At 39.3% G+C, this 17,904-nt stretch carries 13 protein-coding genes, 2 tRNA genes and 2 riboswitches; of the genes, 5 read left to right on the top strand and 10 right to left on the bottom strand.

All coding sequences use genetic code 11. From position 1 onward, the window contains the following. Positions 1-85: 85 nt before the first annotated feature. Both HXT20_RS02875 and HXT20_RS02870 read left to right on the top strand, forming a co-directional pair. Positions 86-161, top strand: a tRNA-Asn gene (locus tag HXT20_RS02875). A 208-nt stretch (positions 162-369) separates the two neighbouring features. Continuing rightward, positions 370-1,293, top strand: coding sequence for a hypothetical protein (locus tag HXT20_RS02870; protein ID WP_009994097.1), 924 nt, complete (start codon positions 370-372; stop codon positions 1,291-1,293). A 66-nt stretch (positions 1,294-1,359) separates the two neighbouring features. Here HXT20_RS02870 and HXT20_RS02865 read toward each other — a convergent pair whose 3' ends face one another. From HXT20_RS02865 to eno, 8 genes are all read right to left on the bottom strand, one after another. Beyond that, the gene (locus HXT20_RS02865) at positions 1,360-2,808 is read right to left on the bottom strand and encodes an amino acid permease (RefSeq protein WP_004115255.1); all 1,449 of its coding nucleotides are present in this window, start codon (positions 2,806-2,808) and stop codon (positions 1,360-1,362) included. Between the two features lie 51 nt (positions 2,809-2,859). After that, positions 2,860-3,051: riboswitch (Lysine riboswitch) on the bottom strand. A 71-nt stretch (positions 3,052-3,122) separates the two neighbouring features. Continuing rightward, positions 3,123-3,878 (bottom strand): trimeric intracellular cation channel family protein, encoded by a 756-nt coding sequence (locus tag HXT20_RS02860; protein ID WP_004111813.1) that lies wholly within the window; start codon positions 3,876-3,878, stop codon positions 3,123-3,125. Between the two features lie 181 nt (positions 3,879-4,059). Then, positions 4,060-5,229, bottom strand: a complete 1,170-nt coding sequence (locus HXT20_RS02855) for a branched-chain amino acid aminotransferase (RefSeq protein ID WP_004111815.1) — start codon at positions 5,227-5,229, stop codon at positions 4,060-4,062. A 211-nt stretch (positions 5,230-5,440) separates the two neighbouring features. Beyond that, positions 5,441-5,524: transfer RNA gene (locus HXT20_RS02850), tRNA-Leu, on the bottom strand. Positions 5,525-5,565: 41 nt separating this feature from the next. After that, positions 5,566-7,194 carry a DUF501 domain-containing protein gene (locus tag HXT20_RS02845; RefSeq protein WP_422114444.1) on the bottom strand — a complete coding sequence of 543 codons (1,629 nt, stop codon included), beginning with the start codon at positions 7,192-7,194 and terminating at the stop codon, positions 5,566-5,568. A 60-nt stretch (positions 7,195-7,254) separates the two neighbouring features. After that, complete coding sequence (locus HXT20_RS02840; RefSeq protein ID WP_014554626.1) at positions 7,255-7,875, bottom strand: FtsB family cell division protein; 621 nt, start codon at positions 7,873-7,875, stop codon at positions 7,255-7,257. Between the two features lie 182 nt (positions 7,876-8,057). Next, complete coding sequence (locus HXT20_RS02835; protein WP_004111821.1) at positions 8,058-8,972, bottom strand: L-lactate dehydrogenase; 915 nt, start codon at positions 8,970-8,972, stop codon at positions 8,058-8,060. 221 nt (positions 8,973-9,193) lie between these two features. Then, complete coding sequence (gene eno, locus HXT20_RS02830; RefSeq protein WP_004111823.1) at positions 9,194-10,489, bottom strand: phosphopyruvate hydratase; 1,296 nt, start codon at positions 10,487-10,489, stop codon at positions 9,194-9,196. 148 nt (positions 10,490-10,637) lie between these two features. After that, positions 10,638-10,740: riboswitch (TPP riboswitch) on the top strand. Here eno and HXT20_RS02825 point away from each other — a divergent pair. From HXT20_RS02825 to HXT20_RS02815, 3 genes are all read left to right on the top strand, one after another. Beyond that, complete coding sequence (locus HXT20_RS02825; protein WP_004115260.1) at positions 10,731-11,528, top strand: ABC transporter permease; 798 nt, start codon at positions 10,731-10,733, stop codon at positions 11,526-11,528. It overlaps the preceding riboswitch by 10 nt. Before the next feature lie 187 nt (positions 11,529-11,715). After that, complete coding sequence (locus HXT20_RS02820; protein ID WP_004111826.1) at positions 11,716-12,720, top strand: ABC transporter substrate-binding protein; 1,005 nt, start codon at positions 11,716-11,718, stop codon at positions 12,718-12,720. Positions 12,721-12,778: 58 nt separating this feature from the next. After that, positions 12,779-13,519, top strand: coding sequence for an ABC transporter ATP-binding protein (locus HXT20_RS02815; protein ID WP_004111829.1), 741 nt, complete (start codon positions 12,779-12,781; stop codon positions 13,517-13,519). A 33-nt stretch (positions 13,520-13,552) separates the two neighbouring features. On the opposite strand, the gene mfd is transcribed toward HXT20_RS02815, so the two are convergent. Continuing rightward, on the bottom strand, positions 13,553-17,155 hold the full coding sequence (gene mfd / locus HXT20_RS02810) for a transcription-repair coupling factor (RefSeq protein WP_116437798.1): 3,603 nt from the start codon (positions 17,153-17,155) through the stop codon (positions 13,553-13,555). Further along, positions 17,145-17,744 (bottom strand): aminoacyl-tRNA hydrolase, encoded by a 600-nt coding sequence (gene pth / locus HXT20_RS02805; protein ID WP_004111835.1) that lies wholly within the window; start codon positions 17,742-17,744, stop codon positions 17,145-17,147. Before pth ends, mfd begins: the two co-directional genes overlap by 11 nt. Between the last annotated feature and the right edge of the window lie 160 nt (positions 17,745-17,904).

The raw sequence follows: 17,904 nt of genomic DNA, 5'->3' as shown, positions 1-17,904 counted from the left end.
CCCAAACACGCTATATTTGCATATCATAAAATTCCGTGTAATATAAATGTCGTGTGCACGGCACACAGCCAAGCGCAAAGGATATTCCTGCGTAGCTCAGTTGGCAGAGCGTTCGACTGTTAATCGAATGGTCGCTGGTTCAAGCCCAGCCGCAGGAGCCAAGAAAACCACCAGCAAGTCTGGTGGTTTTTTGTTTTGAATTTATTTGAATATTGTATTCTAATGAATCGCAAATGATATCGCTTGTCTTGCAAATCATCAAAAATGCTACAAACTACAAGGGTCACGTACTTAGTTTGGCGTAAACTATAAGTGTTGTTTTGCAAAAAGCAATTCTTGGCGAAGATTGATAAAAACAGAGGATGATACATGTTAGAAAACATCTCCGAAGCCACGAATAATGGTCATAAAAAGAAGATGATAATTCTCATTGCTGGCGTCATTGTATTAGCTTTAGTATTAGGCGTTGGTGGTATTTGCTGGAGCATTCAGCACTCATCTCGTATGAAAGAAGCTAGAAAACAGTGCGAAATTAAGGTTGCACAAGTTAGCAAAGCAAGCCAGTCATGGAAAAAACTTACTAAAAATTCTCTTCTTATCTCTTTTGCTCAAGATAACTCAGAAAATGGCAAATTACTTGCTAAGCTTTTGAAGCAGCGTTTGCCAGAAACAGTTGTATGCAATGCTAATTCTCCAGAAGAGTTAGGGTCTCAGGGAGCTCAAGCTATAGCTGCAACTCAATGGTATTCTGACAATGCTCAGCGTATTCGTGGAGTGACTTCTGCAATGATTGATAAGCTTTCTGCAGCATCTACAGATACTACAGCGAATGCACAGGAGAAGCAGAAGGCTGAAGAAAGCCAGAAGGAACTGCAGAAGATTACTGCTCCTGTTATTCGTATAGCTCCTAAGGTAAAGCGTAAGCCGAATATTATTATTCAAAATATTCCTCCTACTCAAGAAGAAAAAGTTCAAGCAGATAACGCCATGCAGAAAAAGATTGAAGAAGCAAAGCGTCAAGCTGACGAGCAAGCTGCTAAAGCTAAAGCAAATGCAAAGGCTGATGCAGAAAAGAGACGTTTAGAATTAGAAAGAAGAAAGCGAATTAGGGATGCTGCCGAAAATCTACAGAAGCAGCTAGAAGAACAAGCTAAGAAGCAAGCTGAAGAACAAGCTAGGAAGCAAGCTGAAGAGGAAGAGAAAAAGAAGGAAGAAGAAAGAAAGCAGACGGAAGAGGAAGAGAAAAAGAAGGAACAGCCAGATCCTAAAATTTCTAACGACGGAGACAAATAATAACCTCTGTTAATCAATATAAAAATGCGCTCAGCAAAATCACTGAGCGCATTTTTTATATTCTAATCACTTTGTTAAATCAACTTGATCTAAAGGAATAACCTTAGTGTGGTGCTTAATCTTGTATCCAACATAAAGCACAATGAACAGCGGCACAGACATATAAGTTATGCCAATTGCTTGCCAATTAAGCGTGTGGAATGATTCAAGATCTTGGCCAACAATAACCAAAATGCACAATACAAGAGCCACGATAGGACCGAATGGATACCACTTAGCTTTATAAACAAGATCGTCCAAAGACTTTCCTTGAGCAATATACGCTTTGCGGAACCTGTAGTGCGCAGCTGCGATTCCTGCCCATGCAATAAATCCAGTCAAACCACTTGCAGCAACTAAGAACATGTAAATTTGAGTTCCAAAAATACTCATCAAGAATGTTAAAAGAGCTACAACAAACGTTGCAACCAAAGATTGCATTGGAACACCTCTTCTATCTACGTTTCCAAACATCTTTGGAGCGTGATTATCTTTTGCAAGAGCGTAAAGCATTCTAGTAGAAGCATACATTCCAGAGTTTGCTGCCGAGATAACAGATGTAAGCACAACGGCATTCATGATTGTTGCTGCAATCGCCAATCCTGCACGCTGGAACACAAGAGTGAATGGGCTTATAGAAATATCGCTAGCTTCCGATCCAAGCAAACTTGGGCTTGTGTATGGAATAATGCATGCGATTACAAAGATTGCAAGAATGTAGAACAAAACAATACGCCAAAACACTTGCTTTACAGCCTTTGGAATACTCTTATCTGGTGTTGCAGATTCACCTGCTGTAATGCCAATAAGCTCTGTTCCTTGGAACGAGAATCCTGCAATTGCAAACGCACCTAAAACAGCTGGGATTCCGCCAGCAAATGGAGCATTTTTATGTGTAAAGTTGCTTAGAAATGGCGCTTTTCCGCCTAAAATTCCAACAATCGTAAGCAAACCAATAGCAAGGAATATAATAACGGTTACAACTTTAATAATCGAAAGCCAGTACTCTGTTTCTCCAAAGCACTTAACCGTAAGAATGTTAATCAAAAGAATAACAACAAGAACTGTTAGCGAAAATACCCATATTGGAACATTAGGAAGCCAATATTGCAAAACAATTGCTGCCGTACTTATATCTACAGCAACCGTGATTGCCCAGTTAAACCAATAATTCCAACCCATTGCAAATCCTAAAGCAGGATCAATAAACTTTCCAGAATATGATGCAAAAGACCCGCTAATTGGCATATATGTTGCCATCTCTCCTAGAGATGTCATAAGAAAATAAACCATGATACCGATTGCAGCGTATGCCAAAAGCGCGCCACCAGGTCCTGCCATGTGGATTGTTGCGCCACTAGCTACAAATAAGCCTGTTCCAATGCTTCCACCCAAAGCAATCATGGAAATGTGGCGTGTTTTTAAACTGCGATGCACAGTTTGAGATTCAGTAGTTGATGAACTGTCGTTATTCATTGTTTCCTCCTTTTGACAATATTCAAACAGAGGCAAACAGGCAACAGTATGCATGTCGATAGCACTCCGCAGCAAATTGCCAAAATTGCTGCGACAGTCCTTGGCTTATTAAGCCAAGTCCCAGCTTGTAAGCTAGAAAGAATAACCTACAAACTTCGGCGCTCTCCCCTTTTGCAAATCACTTAACGCCTCTTTCTGGCTAATGATTGCTACTCTTGTTGAGCGCGACCTCTGGTCGATGTGTTTCATTATTGAGATAGGCAAAGACAAACTCTAGACACTAACCGATATTTATTCAGATTAGACTATATTTTCTATTTATTTTGATTATTTTTTTCTGTATTTTTTATGGCTTTATCGGAAATTTTACGACTATATGCATTATGTCTGCGATATTTACTTATTTTTATTGGCGATTTGCGGTTCATTGCACCAAAAAGCGTTAAATCAAACTTTACAGACATTAATCGCATCGCAACTACTAGCACAACAATAAGAGTATCTAAAATCATCTCTGTAATAACGTCAAAACATCCTGCACGTTGTGCTTTTACAACAAATACCGTCAAAACACACCCAACTGCAGCAGGAAGCGCATACCAATGCTTATCTCGAACAATTACAGGAACTTGATTCAAAACCATATCTCGAATTAATCCACCACCAAGAGCTGTAGCCATGCCTAAAAACACAGACGCCATTCCAGACATGTGAAAATCCAAGCCTTTAGCGGTACCATTTACAGCAAAAAGCCCCAATGCTAAAGCGTCAAGAGTTAACATAAGCCATTTCCACTCATCAATTTCTAGATGAGCGAAAGCAACAATAACACCCGAAGCAAGACCAGTAAAAACAAATCCCCTATCTGCAATTCCAACTGGCGGCAAAGCTCCAAGCAGAACGTCTCTAACAATTCCGCCACCCAATGCTGTAAGCCATGACGTTGTGATTATTGCAAAGATATCATAATTCTTGCGAATAGCCCACATTCCGCCAACCATTCCGCAGCAACCCATAGCAATGTATTCAACAACAAGGAAGAAAATGTTATCTCCTAAAGCCCCTTCCACAATATTTCCTTTCCAAGGTTAGTTAAACACTTAAAAAACAAAATCCGCCTAATAAGCCTATAACCAATTAAGCATACAATTAGCGCGCCACCTTTTATAAGATATAAAAAATGACGCGCCAAATACTAAAAACTCTAACGGATTTAAAACGACTTTTAAATAGCTCTTAAACAGCTTTTAACTAGTCGCACACCTTCCACATCCAGTTGTGAGTATCTTCAACATCTCCAAGCTGAATACCAAGCAATTCATCACGCAAAGCCTGAGTCAACTCACCAACTCCACCATCAGCAACCTTAAGATCGAAGTCATCTGACTTAAAGCGACCAATAGGCGTAATAATCGCAGCAGTTCCGCAGGCAAAGACTTCAGTGACCTCACCAGAGCGAATATCGTCAAGCAATCCCTGAAGTGGAATCATAGTTTCAACAACCTTGTGACCCGCTTCTTCTGCAAGCTGAATAATAGAACGACGTGTAACACCTGGAAGAATGCTACCAGTAAGAGATGGAGTTTCCAAATGACCATCCTTGTGCAAAACAAACACGTTCATTCCACCAAGCTCTTCCAAATAGGTCTTAGTTGCTGCATCAACGAAGCAAACCTGTTCGCAACCGTGTTCAATACCCTTGTATTCACCGAGCAAGGAAGCCGCATAATTTCCACCACACTTAGCAAAACCAGTACCACCAGGGCCAGTGCGGAACCACTGATCTTCAACCCAAATACTAACTGGCTTCAAGCCACCTTTAAAATATGGTCCTGACGGAGAAGCAATAACACAATATTCAACCTCATGAGCTTCTCGCACACCTAAGAACGGCTCGGAAGCAAACATGAACGGACGCATATAAAGAGTATATTCGCGTCGGCTTGGAACCCACTCTTTATCTCGCTTAACTAAGGCTGCAACAGATCCAATAAAATCGTCGATAGAAAGATCTGGCAAATACAAACGCTTCGCAGAATTCTGGAATCGTGCCGCATTAATATCTGGACGGAAAAGCCAGATGGATCCATCAGTTCGCTTGTATGCTTTTAAACCTTCAAAGCATTCTTGGGCATAATGCAACACAGAAGCACCTGGATCCATTTTTAATGGCCCATAAGGCTCAACACGTCTATCCGACCAGCCTTCTCCCTTGGTCCAAGACATATGGACCATATTGTCGGAGAAAATCTGACCAAAAGCAGGCTTATCAATCAGCTCTGCTCGCTTTGCATCCGAAACAGGATTATCGTTAGGCAAAACAGTAAAATTGCCAGCCAGTTTGTTCAACAGATCAGAATCACTATGATCGTAAGAATCATAGGCATTTTTAAAGTCTGGAGCAACCTCTAAATCAGCCATTATGTCTCTTTTCCTAATTTGCGATATTACTTGTATTTTTATTATTGCTTTTATTGCAATTAATGGTATAGATTAGTACGATTCTCGATTAACGCAAGACTGTAAACAGATATTTTTATAGAAAAAAGACTAATTAAACCAAAAATCTTACGAATTGCAACAAAAAATTAACATTAAATACGTAAAAAATAAACTCGCAGCGTAACATTTGTGCCTCTGGTGGGACTCGAACCCACAAGCCCGTAAGGGCGTCAGATTTTAAGTCTGATGCGTATGCCAATTCCGCCACGGAGGCAACAGTCAATTATTATGCCATATAATACAATTAAAAACAACTCAGCGTGTGGCGAGAATTCTACGACCCAAATCTAACGTGATTCCATCTAGTAAACCATGCTCACTAGCAACAAAAGTATCTAGAACTCCACCATGGTCTTCATATGCAGCTTTTGCAAGTCGTTCAAGCACACGACTCAACACAACTGCACCTCCACCAACAACATCAATCCTTCCAGGATGAATAGTGGCATAAGTACGCCTACGTTCTCTTGTCATATGCAAGAACCTGTCATTAACTGTATATGCCTGATCCAACGCGATTTTTACTCCATCAACAGCCTTATGGTCATAATGCTTTAATCCAATAGCAAGGGCTGCCATAGTTGTAACAGTGCCAGAAACACCAATAATTGTGCGAGCTTTACCAGCGTTAACATGCTTAAAAGCTTCGTCTATATTTTTGTCAATATCTTTTATAGCACAAGAAATTTCTTCTTCTGTTGGAGGGTCTGTATGCAAGTGTCTCTCAGTCATTCTAACGGAACCAATATTCATTGAATACGCGGAATCCACTTTATCTTCCGCAATATTCACGCCGTCTCCACCAAGAACAATCTCAGTAGACCCACCACCTAAATCTACAACAACATAAGGGGCTTGCAAATCTTTTCTAGAAACAACACTTGTTGCTCCCAAAAAGCTCAAAGCAGCTTCTTCTGTTCCGCTAATAACTTCAGGGCGTACGCCAAGCTCATCAAACATCATCTGTTCAAAAATGTCTCTATTTAGCGCATCCCTAGTTGCAGATGTTGCTACAAAACGAATAGCATCTATTTTGTGTTCGCTAAGCACTTTTGCAAATTCTTTGGCAGCAGATTTAACTCTCTGCAAAGCATCTTCAGCAAACATATGCGTTTCGTCGATTCCCTGACCAAGCCTTACAACTCTAAGCATTCTAGGAACAACATCGCGCATACCATTAGCATTAACTTTTGCAATTTTTAATCTAATCGAATTCGTGCCACAGTCAATTGCAGCTACGCAAACCGATTTATTAGTTCCAATGATTGTATTGGTGCTAAAAGATTTTGTATTTAATAATTTCTCAGTCTCAATTTCATCAGCATCATCACTCCAAGGAGTAGTGCACTTACAAACATTAGGATCAAATTCATTTTTTACCTTGCTTAACACCAGATCGCCAATAGGATTCACACCTTTGCCCATTACAAGACTTTGCGCAAGCAAGGCATGCAAACACTTAACACGAACAGGCATACCCCCAGCACTCATATCTTTAATATGTTCTTCACTATCTTCTAATCGAATAGCTAATTCGTGACGAAACTCTAAATAGTATTTATGTGCCTGCTCATATTTTTTAACAATATCATTGTCATTATTCAATAAATTGTTGCATTCCTTCATAAAACCTTGTGCTTCAAGATGCGAAGCCGCTTTAACCGCTTCTGGACTTGTTAAGTAGCATGTAGTTGGAAAAGGAGTTCCATCTTCTAAGCATGGCCTTGTAATAACAGCAAGAGGACGTCCACAAGCGCATCTAGCTCCAACTGCAACCATTCCCCTTGGGAATCTTCCCAATTGACGTTTAACAATGTCTTTATCTGCATCACTTGCAGGGTTTTCCAACAAACTATCCACTAAGGATTGTATATTCAAATCCATGTTTTTAACTCCCCTATGCATTTGCATGATTTTAAAATAAAGTACTTTAATATTTTCTTACTACTGTCTACTTGTATTACTCTGTTTCTTATCTGTAGATTTTGACGATTTATTTTTCTGGTGCTTATTTTGCTGGCGACTTTTATCCATTTTATTATGCTTAGAAGTCTTATCCTTATTAGAATCGTTAACGTCATCGTCTTGAGATTTCATACTCATATCATCTGGCTTATCTGCTTTATGAAGTGAATAGAACAAATCACTATACCAAGGAAGAGCTTTTCTTTCCTCATACTGTGATTCATCTTTATTAAATGATTCTGGCACAACTCCTGTAACAGCTTCTGGGTGTTCAACTCTAACAGCCTGCTCTCCAGGGAATATGAATCCTAGCCTATCCCTAGCTTGTGCAGTAACATACGCTTTATCTTTCCAGCGATCAATATTATTATCCAACTCCTGTTTTTTGTCTTTTAGAGCAGCCTCATCTCTTTGCAAAGCGTGTAATTCAGCCAAGCTTAACGCATAATTTCGAATTGTTGAAACAAATTCTATAGAACAAAGAAACGCCACTACTATCATAAAAACAAATACGAACGAACCAGAAAACAGCCTTTTTTTCTTTGGCTGATTTGATTCATCAACTGTACTTGTTGCCGTGCGGCGATTTCTCAAAACCATACTTCTAAGTTACTTTAAATATTCGACGTGTAAATACACCTTATATTTACTTTTAGTCTAAAAAATCATTATTACACAATATGAATAACATACACGCTAAAATACAAAAATTGTGACCAGCTATCCACATAGGAGCTGGTCACAAAATCATACTCAAAATTCTTTAAAACTTAGATTTCCAACTATTCCATTTGAGCCTTGCTCAAAATTGTATCTGCAGAATGCTGCAACTTTTGCAACTCTTCTTCAGTCAAATCAAGCTTGCACTGCTCAATAATGCCATCTCGACCAACAATCGCTGGATAAGAAAGATAAGAATGATATTCTTCACGATAATTGGATACAGGCATCTGTTCTCTAGAATCCGTCATTACAGCATTCACTAAACGAACAGCTGCTGCAGCAATACCGTAGTTGGTATATTTCTTTCCATAGAACACAGTGAAACCGCCTTCGCGAGTTTCATCATCAACAGCATCCAAGTCAATGTTCTTTTCCTCAGCAAGATCAGTAATTGGCTGCTCTAACACTTTTACCGTAGACCATGCAACGAACTGTGAATCGCCGTGCTCGCCTAAACTATAACCCTTAACTGCCTTAGGATGAACTCCGAAGAACTTTCCTACAGCACGATGCAAACGGGCAGAATCAAGAAGAGTGCCAGTACCAATAACTCTTTCGTATGGAAGTCCAGTAGCTTCCTTGTAGAGCTGGCAAATAGCATCACAAGGATTAGTGATATCTATCAAAACGCCATGGAATCCAGAAGCTTTAATTTTTGCACCAACTTCTGCAACCTCTTTACGGTTATACTTAAGCTCCGCAAAACGATCTGGATGAGGAACATCCAAAAGTTTTATATGACCCAAGGCGCTTACGATTACTTCTACGTCTTTTAATGCTTCATAATCATTTACTGTAATATTAACGTTAAAAGGCACATTATCCATTGAATCTTCAAAATCAAGAGCATCAGCCTTAACTTTTGCTTCATTTGAATCATAAAGATACAAATCGTCAACGTGACCACCAATAATGAGCTGATGGGCTACTGCAGCACCAACATTACCCATGCCTATAACAGCGACTTTTCTCATATGAAACATCTCCTTCTGTTTTTAGTTTTTCATAAAAATAGCACTATTCTGGAGATAATGAAAGTAATTTTAGAAAAATTTTTTTAAAATTTTAAGAAATCATTGAAAATATACAAAAACGGCCAGCCGCATTTTATTGCGACTGACCGAAAATAAGCTTCAGCTCAAAGCTTAAAAAGCTTAAACAAGTCTTATGAATAACTTATAAAAGCCCTAGTATATTACTTCATATACTTCTTGCAAGCCTTGAATGCGCTGTAACCAGCGTACTGAGCGGTAGAGCCAAGCTCTTCCTCAATCTCAAGCAAGCGGTTGTACTTAGCGATACGCTCACCACGAGCAGGAGCACCAGTCTTAATCTGACCAGTGTTCTTAGCAACAGCAAGATCAGAAATGGTTGTATCTGGGGTTTCACCAGAGCGGTGGGAAACCATAGAAGTAAAGCCATTCTTGGTTGCAAGCTCAATAGCGTCGAGGGTTTCGGTAACGGAACCAATCTGGTTCAACTTTACGAGCAAGGAATTAGCTGCTCCAAGCTCAATACCCTTAGCCAAACGCTTTGGATTGGTGACGAGCAAGTCATCGCCAACGAACTGCAAACGATCACCAAGACGCTTGGTGATTGCTGCCCAATCATCCCAGCCTTCTTCCTGGAATGGATCTTCGATGGAAACGATTGGATACTCGTTGATGAGCTTCTCGTAGTAATCAAGCATGTAAGCAGATTCGCGCTCTTCGCCGTCGAAACGATACTTGCCAGTTTCCTTGTTGTAGAACTCAGAAGAAGCAACATCGAGGGAAATACCAATCTGCTTTCCTGGCTCGTAACCTGCAGCTTCGATTGCATCCATGATGTACTTCAAGGAATCTTCGTTGGACTTCATCTTTGGAGCGAAGCCACCTTCGTCACCAAGACCAGTAGCCAAGCCTTCCTTCTTCAAAACGTTCTTTAAGGTGTGATAAACCTCAACACCAGCGCGCAAAGCATCGCTGTAAGTTGCGAAACCGTATGGAGAAATCATGTATTCCTGAATATCAGTTGCAAAATCAGCGTGAGCGCCACCGTTCATGATGTTCATGTTTGGAACTGGAAGAATATGTCCGTTAGTTCCGCCGATGTAACGATACAATGGAAGCTCTGCAGATTCAGCAGCTGCATAAAGAGCAGCAAGAGAAACGCCAAGAATAGCATTTGCGCCAAGCTTACCCTTGTTTGGAGTGCCATCAAGCTCAATCATGGTTTCATCAAGAGCACGCTGGTCAGAGGCATCCATGCCAATAACCTTTGGAGCAATTACTTCATTAACAGCCTTAACTGCTTCCAAAGTACCCTTGCCCTGATAACGGGACTTGTCGCCATCACGACGCTCCCAAGCCTCAGCCTCACCAGTCGAAGCACCAGAAGGCACTAAGCCAATACCCTGAGCGCCATCTTCGGTCTCCAAATAAACCTGAACGGTAGGATTTCCACGAGAATCCAAAATTTCGCGTGCATATACGCTTTCAATAGCTGCCACAACTACTCCTTATTCATTTTGTTGGTTGTGTAACATATTCAAGATTAATGCGTTTTATGGACGTTATTTCGTAGCGTAAGTCGTTAAAGATACAAGCCTATATAATCTAAGCGTTTCGCGATTTGTCCATGCCTTTATACGATAATAACAAACTGACACGGGGTGCAATTATTTAATTGTAATTGCTGAGATTATACCCGTCGAACCTGATATAGCTAAAACTATCGAAGGGAATGTCGTTATGAATAACCTTTTTAGCGCGATTGCAAAACTGCATCATAAAGCTTTTATTTCTTTAAAAGCTTGGCTTTCTACTATAGCGATTCTTTTTTTATGGTTTTTAACAACCTTAACTCCTGCCGAAAATCGCGCTTTGCCATCTCCAAGCGAGGTAATAAAAGCATTTGTTGACTTAAACAACGAAGGAATATTACTACCGTCTCTTGCAATAAGCATATTTAGAGTTGTAGCTGGTCTTCTTTTAGGAATTGCTTTTGCTTTGCCATCTGGAATCATTTCTGGCGGAAGCAAAATAGGAGAATCAGTAATAAATAAACCAAGTCATATGCTCAGATCCATCCCATTCCCAGCATTAGCACCTTTATTGATCATTTTTCTAGGTGTGGACGAAATGATGAAAATAATGCTTATAGCGCTTGGTGTTTTTGGACCAATGTATGTCAATATTCGAGATGGAGTAAGGAACATTGACCCTAAACTAATAGAACTTGCAAAGGCTTATAACGTTAAAAAATCGACTGTTTTTACAACAATTTTTATGCGAGGAACACTAGCTAATTTTATGACAGGATTGCGATTTTCAATTTCCGTAGCATGGGTTGCTTTAGTTACTTGTGAAACAGTTAATTCTTCAATAGGAATCGGATATATTCTTTCTAGAGCTCAACAATTCTTTAGACCAGATCAAATGATGGCATGCATTATTTTATATGCGATTGCAGGACTTGGATCAGAAGTTACTGCAAACATATTCGAATATTGGCTTATGCCAGAACGCAGAGTAAATAGAGAATCTTAACAAAGAGTTGATTTTAGAAATTCACGTAAATAAAGAATTTATAAAATCCTCTGTGAATTTTAGAGATACTTTTAACGATACTTTTAAAAATAAGTCAATTTTTATAAAAATTTAATCAACAAAATTTAATCAACAACCAAATAAACCAAATAAGAAAAACACAAAATAAAGGTAAAGGAGCCAAATCATGGCTAATTTCAAAATACAAATTGCTAGCAAACGCTCTATTGCAGCAATATGCGCTTTTTGCGCAACTATCGCTCTTGCATCTTGCGGCGGAGCTCAAAAACCTGCAAATAACTCCCAATCTTCTAGCAAAGATACGGGAATAATGAGGGTTGCTTATCTTTCTACAGCAAACTATTTAACGACGTTAAAAAATGAAAAATTCCTTCAGGAAGAATTTGGAAAAGCAAAAGTCACCTATACTGGACCATACACTCCAGTTGATGGTCTTACCGCAGTTATGAGCGGAAGCGCTGATGCAACAACTACTGGAACTGGACGATTTATTGATTTGATTGCAGAAGGTCAACCTTGGGTTGCATTTGCGCTCGAATATTACAATGGTGATTCTCAAGGAATCGTTGCATCCGCAAAAAGCGGCGCAAAAACACTAAAAGACTTATATGGAAAGAAAGTTGCTATTATTCACAACGGTGATACTGGCGATTACATGCTTCACCGCGCATTCGATAAAAGCGGATTAGACGTTTCTAAAGTGCATAAAGTAGAGATGAGCCCTAAGAACTTCCAAGCAGCATTTACATCTGGACAGATTGATGCAATTTCCTCATTCGATCAGAATCTTGCTGCAGCGATGACAACCCCTGGGTCAAAATTACTTGTTAACGCTAAAAAGTATGGCAACATGAATGTTACCATTCACATTGTTTCTAGAAAATTTGCTAAGAAGCATCCTGAGCTCGTTAAAAAAATGTATAACGCTCTTGTTCGCGAAGCTAATAAGTCACATAAAGAAAAGAATGTTATCGGGAATGCTTATAAGCAACTTGGAGCAAGCGATACAATCATTAAGCAGATTGAAAAATTCGATAATCCAACAATTAAGCCAATCGATAAGAAAGGCTTAGAAATGATGAAGGTTCAGGCAAAAGAATACGTAAAATATGGTTTAATTAAGCAAGCTCCAACAAACTTGGATGATTCCGTAATGGATTGCAGCAAGTAACCTAAACCTTTAAAATACGCTAAATAATTTTCAAAATCAAAACACAGTAGGAGTTAATATGAACATTCAAAACAATGAAAATAATGCTAATAATGTCAACAATTCCTACTGTGTTTCTTTAACGCATATTGAAGTAGCATTTGACGACACTTATAAGGTTTTGAAAGATATTAATTTAAACATTAAGCAAGGCGAGTTTGTCTCACTTATTGGCAGATCAGGTTGTGGAAAAACAACGCTTCTTAAAGTAATATCTGGTTTACTAAAACCTACAAGCGGCAGTATAAACGTTACAGACATGCAGGCTATAGGATTCCAAGATGCAAGATTAATCCCATGGCTAAAAATTGGTGAAAACGTTGTTTTTGGTCTTTCAGACAGTAAAAACAATCTTAAAAAACTTGCAAATAATGCTCTTAGCAAAATGCAATTAGAAGAATACGCCAATAAATGGCCTTCTCAACTTTCTGGCGGTCAAGCTCAACGCGTCTCTTTAGCTAGAGCATTAGTAAGAAACCCAGAGCTATTGCTTTTAGACGAACCTTTCGGCGCATTAGATGCTTTAACAAGACTAGACATGCAAGATCTTCTAGCTAAGCTAAGAACACAAAACGGCTGGAGCACAATCATGGTTACTCACGATATTGCGGAAGCTGTAAGATTATCAGATCGTATTCTAATGCTTCAAAATGGCGTAATATCAAGGCAATGGAATATCGATAGGAGCAGTGTTGATTCGCAAGGAAGACCTACAAATCATGTTTCTATTGAAGATGATTTAAGACTTGCCTTAAAGTGACATGTCCACTATTTAAAATTCACCTATTAATTTTTACCAATCAATGTCTTCTAAAAGTTGCTTAGCCCATTCGACTATCTCTTTTTCACTCATAGACGATGAATCCCCTAAAACAGACGCAAAAGGAGATGGAAAAATCATTGTGTGGGTTACAGGCTTAAACTGTGCTCCCCTGTAGATCCTACTCAAACGCATCCAAACAGATTGAGCTGGATCTACGCCAATAACGCGCACAGTTTTACCTTGCATGCTTATTTGATTAATACCCATTTGTTTAGCTTTAAAACGTAATCTTGCAACATCAAATAATGTTTGTAAGGATTTAGGAGGATTTCCATATCTATCGCTTAACTCATTGAAAATCTCTTTTAAGTCTTCATCATTCTGAGCCTCAGCAAGCTTCCTATAAGCTTCCAAACGTAATTTATCTGAATCAATATAAGATACTGGAATTGAGGCTTCTATTGGCAAATCAATAGAAACAGATATGGACTCTTTATGATCTGGTTCCTTATATTTTTCAACAGCTTCAGATACCATCCGAACATATAAATCGAATCCGACTCCTTCAATATGCCCACTCTGAGCATCTCCAAGCAAATTGCCAGTTCCGCGCAATTCCAAATCCTTCATAGCAACATCAAAACCAGAGCCAAGAGCAGTATATTGAGCGATTGTTGCAAGCCTGTCGTGAGCCTGCTGAGTCATAGGCTTAGTAGGATCGTACAAAAAGTATGCGTATGCGCGCTCACGACCTCTTCCAACTCGTCCTCGTAATTGATGAAGCTGACTTAAACCGAATCTGTCAGCGTGATCTACAATAAGCGTATTTGCATTAGAAATATCTAATCCTGTTTCAATAATCGTAGTGCAAACAAGAACATCAATATCCCTATGCCAAAAATCACGAATAATAGTGTCAAGTTGCTTCTCGCCCATTTTTCCGTGCGCAATCGCCACTCGAGCATCTGGCACAAGTTTTTGAATATTAGAGGCAATTTTACTAATATCTTCTACGCGATTATGAACGTAAAATACTTGTCCTCCACGCAATAATTCACGTTTAACACAGGCTGCAACTTGTGCATCTTCATATGCTCCAACATAAGTCAAGACTGGTAGACGATCTTCTGGAGGCGTAGCAAGCGTAGACATTTCACGAATACCCGTAACAGCCATTTCAAGCGTTCTAGGAATAGGCGTTGCAGAAAGGCTAAGCACATCTACATTTGTTCGTAGAGCTTTTAAAGTTTCTTTATGTTCAACACCAAAACGTTGTTCTTCGTCTATAATCACTAATCCTAAATCTTTAAATTTTATATTTGGATTTAAAAGTTTATGAGTTCCAACAACAACATCTACTTGCCCTGATTCTATTCCTTGCATTGTAGCGTCTATTTCTTTTGCACTCTGGAATCTGCTCATTGCGGCAACTGTTACAGGGAAGCCAGAAAAACGGTTAGTAAAAGTCTCGTAATGCTGCTGAACCAAAAGAGTGGTTGGCGCTAGAACAACTACTTGTTTACCGTCTTGAACAGCTTTAAATGCAGCTCGAACAGCAATTTCCGTTTTACCAAACCCAACATCTCCGCAAATCAACCTATCCATTGGAATTGGCTTCTGCATATCTTGTTTAACTTCGTCAATAGTAGTAAGCTGATCCGGCGTTTCTTGATACGGAAATGCATCTTCCAGCTCTTTTTGCCACGGAGTGTCAGAGCTGAAGGCAAAACCTTTAGTAGATGCTCTGGCTGAATATAATTTGATTAAATCCTCTGCAACTTCTTGAACATGCTTTCTAGCTTTTGCCTTTGTAGCAGCCCAATCTGATCCTCCAAGTTTGTTTAACTTTGGAATTTCAGCCCCAATATATTTGCTAACCAAGTCGAGTTGATCGGTTGGAATAAAAAGCTTGTCGGCAGGCGCATTACGTTTACTTGGCGCGTATTCAATTTCCAAGTATTCACGAGTAGCTTCTCCACTTGAGGTTTTTATATTTCGCTGCCTCATGCCTATAAATTTGCCGATTCCATGCTGATCGTGAACAACAAAATCGCCTGGTTTAAGATCTAGAAGGTCTATTGATTTTCGTCTTCTCCTAGGAGTTTTAAGCGCGCTTGCAGAAGATGTTTTTCCAGTCAAATCTCTTTCTGTAAGAATAGCGATTTTACTTTGTTCATCTATGAATCCGTCCACTATTTGCGATTGAATCGGTACAAAATCAAAAATTCCAGTTGATTGTATTGCGCGACTTAGTCTAGATAAGGTTCCATATGCGGATGCAATTATGTAAACTTTAAATCCGTTTGCTATAAGACCAGATATTCCACTAGAAATCTTTTCATTGTCTCCTCTAAATTCTTGAGGAGATTTAATGCTCAATTCTAGACGGCTATTTTTTACAATTTTATTTTCGTCAGATTCTTTAAGACCTACGGTTGCTTGCGACTTATCAGATCCAAAACTCGTTAAATTTATTACCTGATGATTCTTATTTTCTAAGCTTGCTAAAGTTTCATCAAAATCAAGAAAACTCGCCTGATCGAATGTGATTGGAGCACCTGCTCCTCTACCAGATGCAGCTACATGCCAGCTTGCTGCCAAAAATTCATTAGCAGTTCTACTTAAATCTTGAGCTGCGCGCCTACATTTTTCTGGGTCAGAGATCAATATTATAGAATTTTTTGGAAGCAGATTTTCTACTGGTTCCATTTTGTCAACTAATGCTGGAAGCAACGACTCCATACCTTCTACAGGTATTGCATTCGATATGGATTCCAACATTTCGTCAGCATTTTGAATTTTACCAATCAAAGATTTTGCACGATTTTGAATATCTTTTGTAAGCTGTAATTCTCTACAAGCAGTAGCCCAAATACTATTAATATTCTCACCGTATGTGCGCTGATCAGATGCATGAAACTGCTTAATCGTGTCGATTTCGTCTCCAAAAAATTCGATTCTAACAGGATGATTCATCGTTGGAGAAAAAACATCTATTATTCCACCTCTAACCGCAAATTCTCCACGATTCATAACCAACTCAACGCGATTATAAGAGTTTTCAACAAGACGTTTTACAGCAGAATCTATAGGAACTTCTTTACCACATTCAAAAACAAGAGGCTCCACGTCTGAAATATTTTCAACAACTGGCTGAATAATAGAACGAACTGGCATAACAAGCACACGAATTGGGCTAAACATTCTATTTTTGCCACTTTGAGGATGTTTTAATCTTCTAAAAACCGACATTCTACTTGCCACAGTGTCTGCTCTAGGAGAAAGACGCTCATGAGGAAGAGTCTCCCAAGCCTCGAGTTCGGCAATATCCTGAGGATCTCCATCATACCAATCGCGTATTGAAGAAACAGCGTCACTAGCATCTCTACCAGATGGAGTAATTAGAACAACAGGACTACTCTTTGATATTGCAGCTGCTATAGCAGGTCTAGAACCTAAAGGAGATGCTACAGTAAGCGGATTCGGAAAATCTAGCACGTTAGAAACTAAAGATTTAAACGCTTCATTTTTATCTAAAATATCTTTAAGTATATTTTCAAAAGAAACGTTAGAATTTATAAAATCTTTAGAATCTGACATATTGTTAGCAAAAAAATCAGATTTATTTGCCATTGAAATGCTCCTGAGTGGCGCTAAGTCCGCGGAAGATCACACTTTCTACTGCATCAGCACCATCTGCCAAAAAATTAGGAAGTTCAGATTTTTGCGCACCAGCAAAACCACCCAAAACCCAATTAACAGTATTATCATGCGCGTGCGCTCCGCGTTGAGCGTGCCCCACACCCATTCTCACACGAGCATATTGCGGAGTTCCAAGACTGCGATCAATAGAACGAATACCATTATGACCTCCAGCAGAACCGCCAGATTTTACTTTAATCCGACCAAAATCCAAATCCATATCGTCATGAATAATCACAATATGGTCAGTTTCAATCTGATAATACGAGCTTATTGACGAAACAGCAGCACCAGAATCGTTCATAAATGTGAGCGGCTTAGCGAGGAAAAACTTCGCCGATTTACCGTCTAAATTCATTACTCCCTTGCCTAATTTTGACAAGCCCTTATGGTCGGAAAAAGATATTGACCAACGCTCACTTAGCACGTCTGCAACCATAAATCCCATATTATGACGTGTACCTTCATACTTCGATCCAGGATTTCCAAGTCCTACAATCAGCCAAAAATCCGATGCCATAGCGCACACTCCAACTCATAAACTCAACAACGAAATGGGCGTACCGATTGAATACTACTTAAATACGTAGGCTCTCGATACGCCCTCATATACTGTGCACTATTCTACCAATAAGACGGTCATTGTTTAAATAATGCGGTTATTGTTTAAAACTTTCGCA

Origin of the sequence: Gardnerella sp. DNF00109 (assembly GCF_049262845.1) — a bacterium.
Classification (GTDB): Bacteria; Actinomycetota; Actinomycetes; order Actinomycetales; family Bifidobacteriaceae; genus Bifidobacterium; species Bifidobacterium vaginale.
Note: the sequence above shows the minus strand (reverse complement) of the source record. Positions and strands in the feature narration are given on the sequence as shown.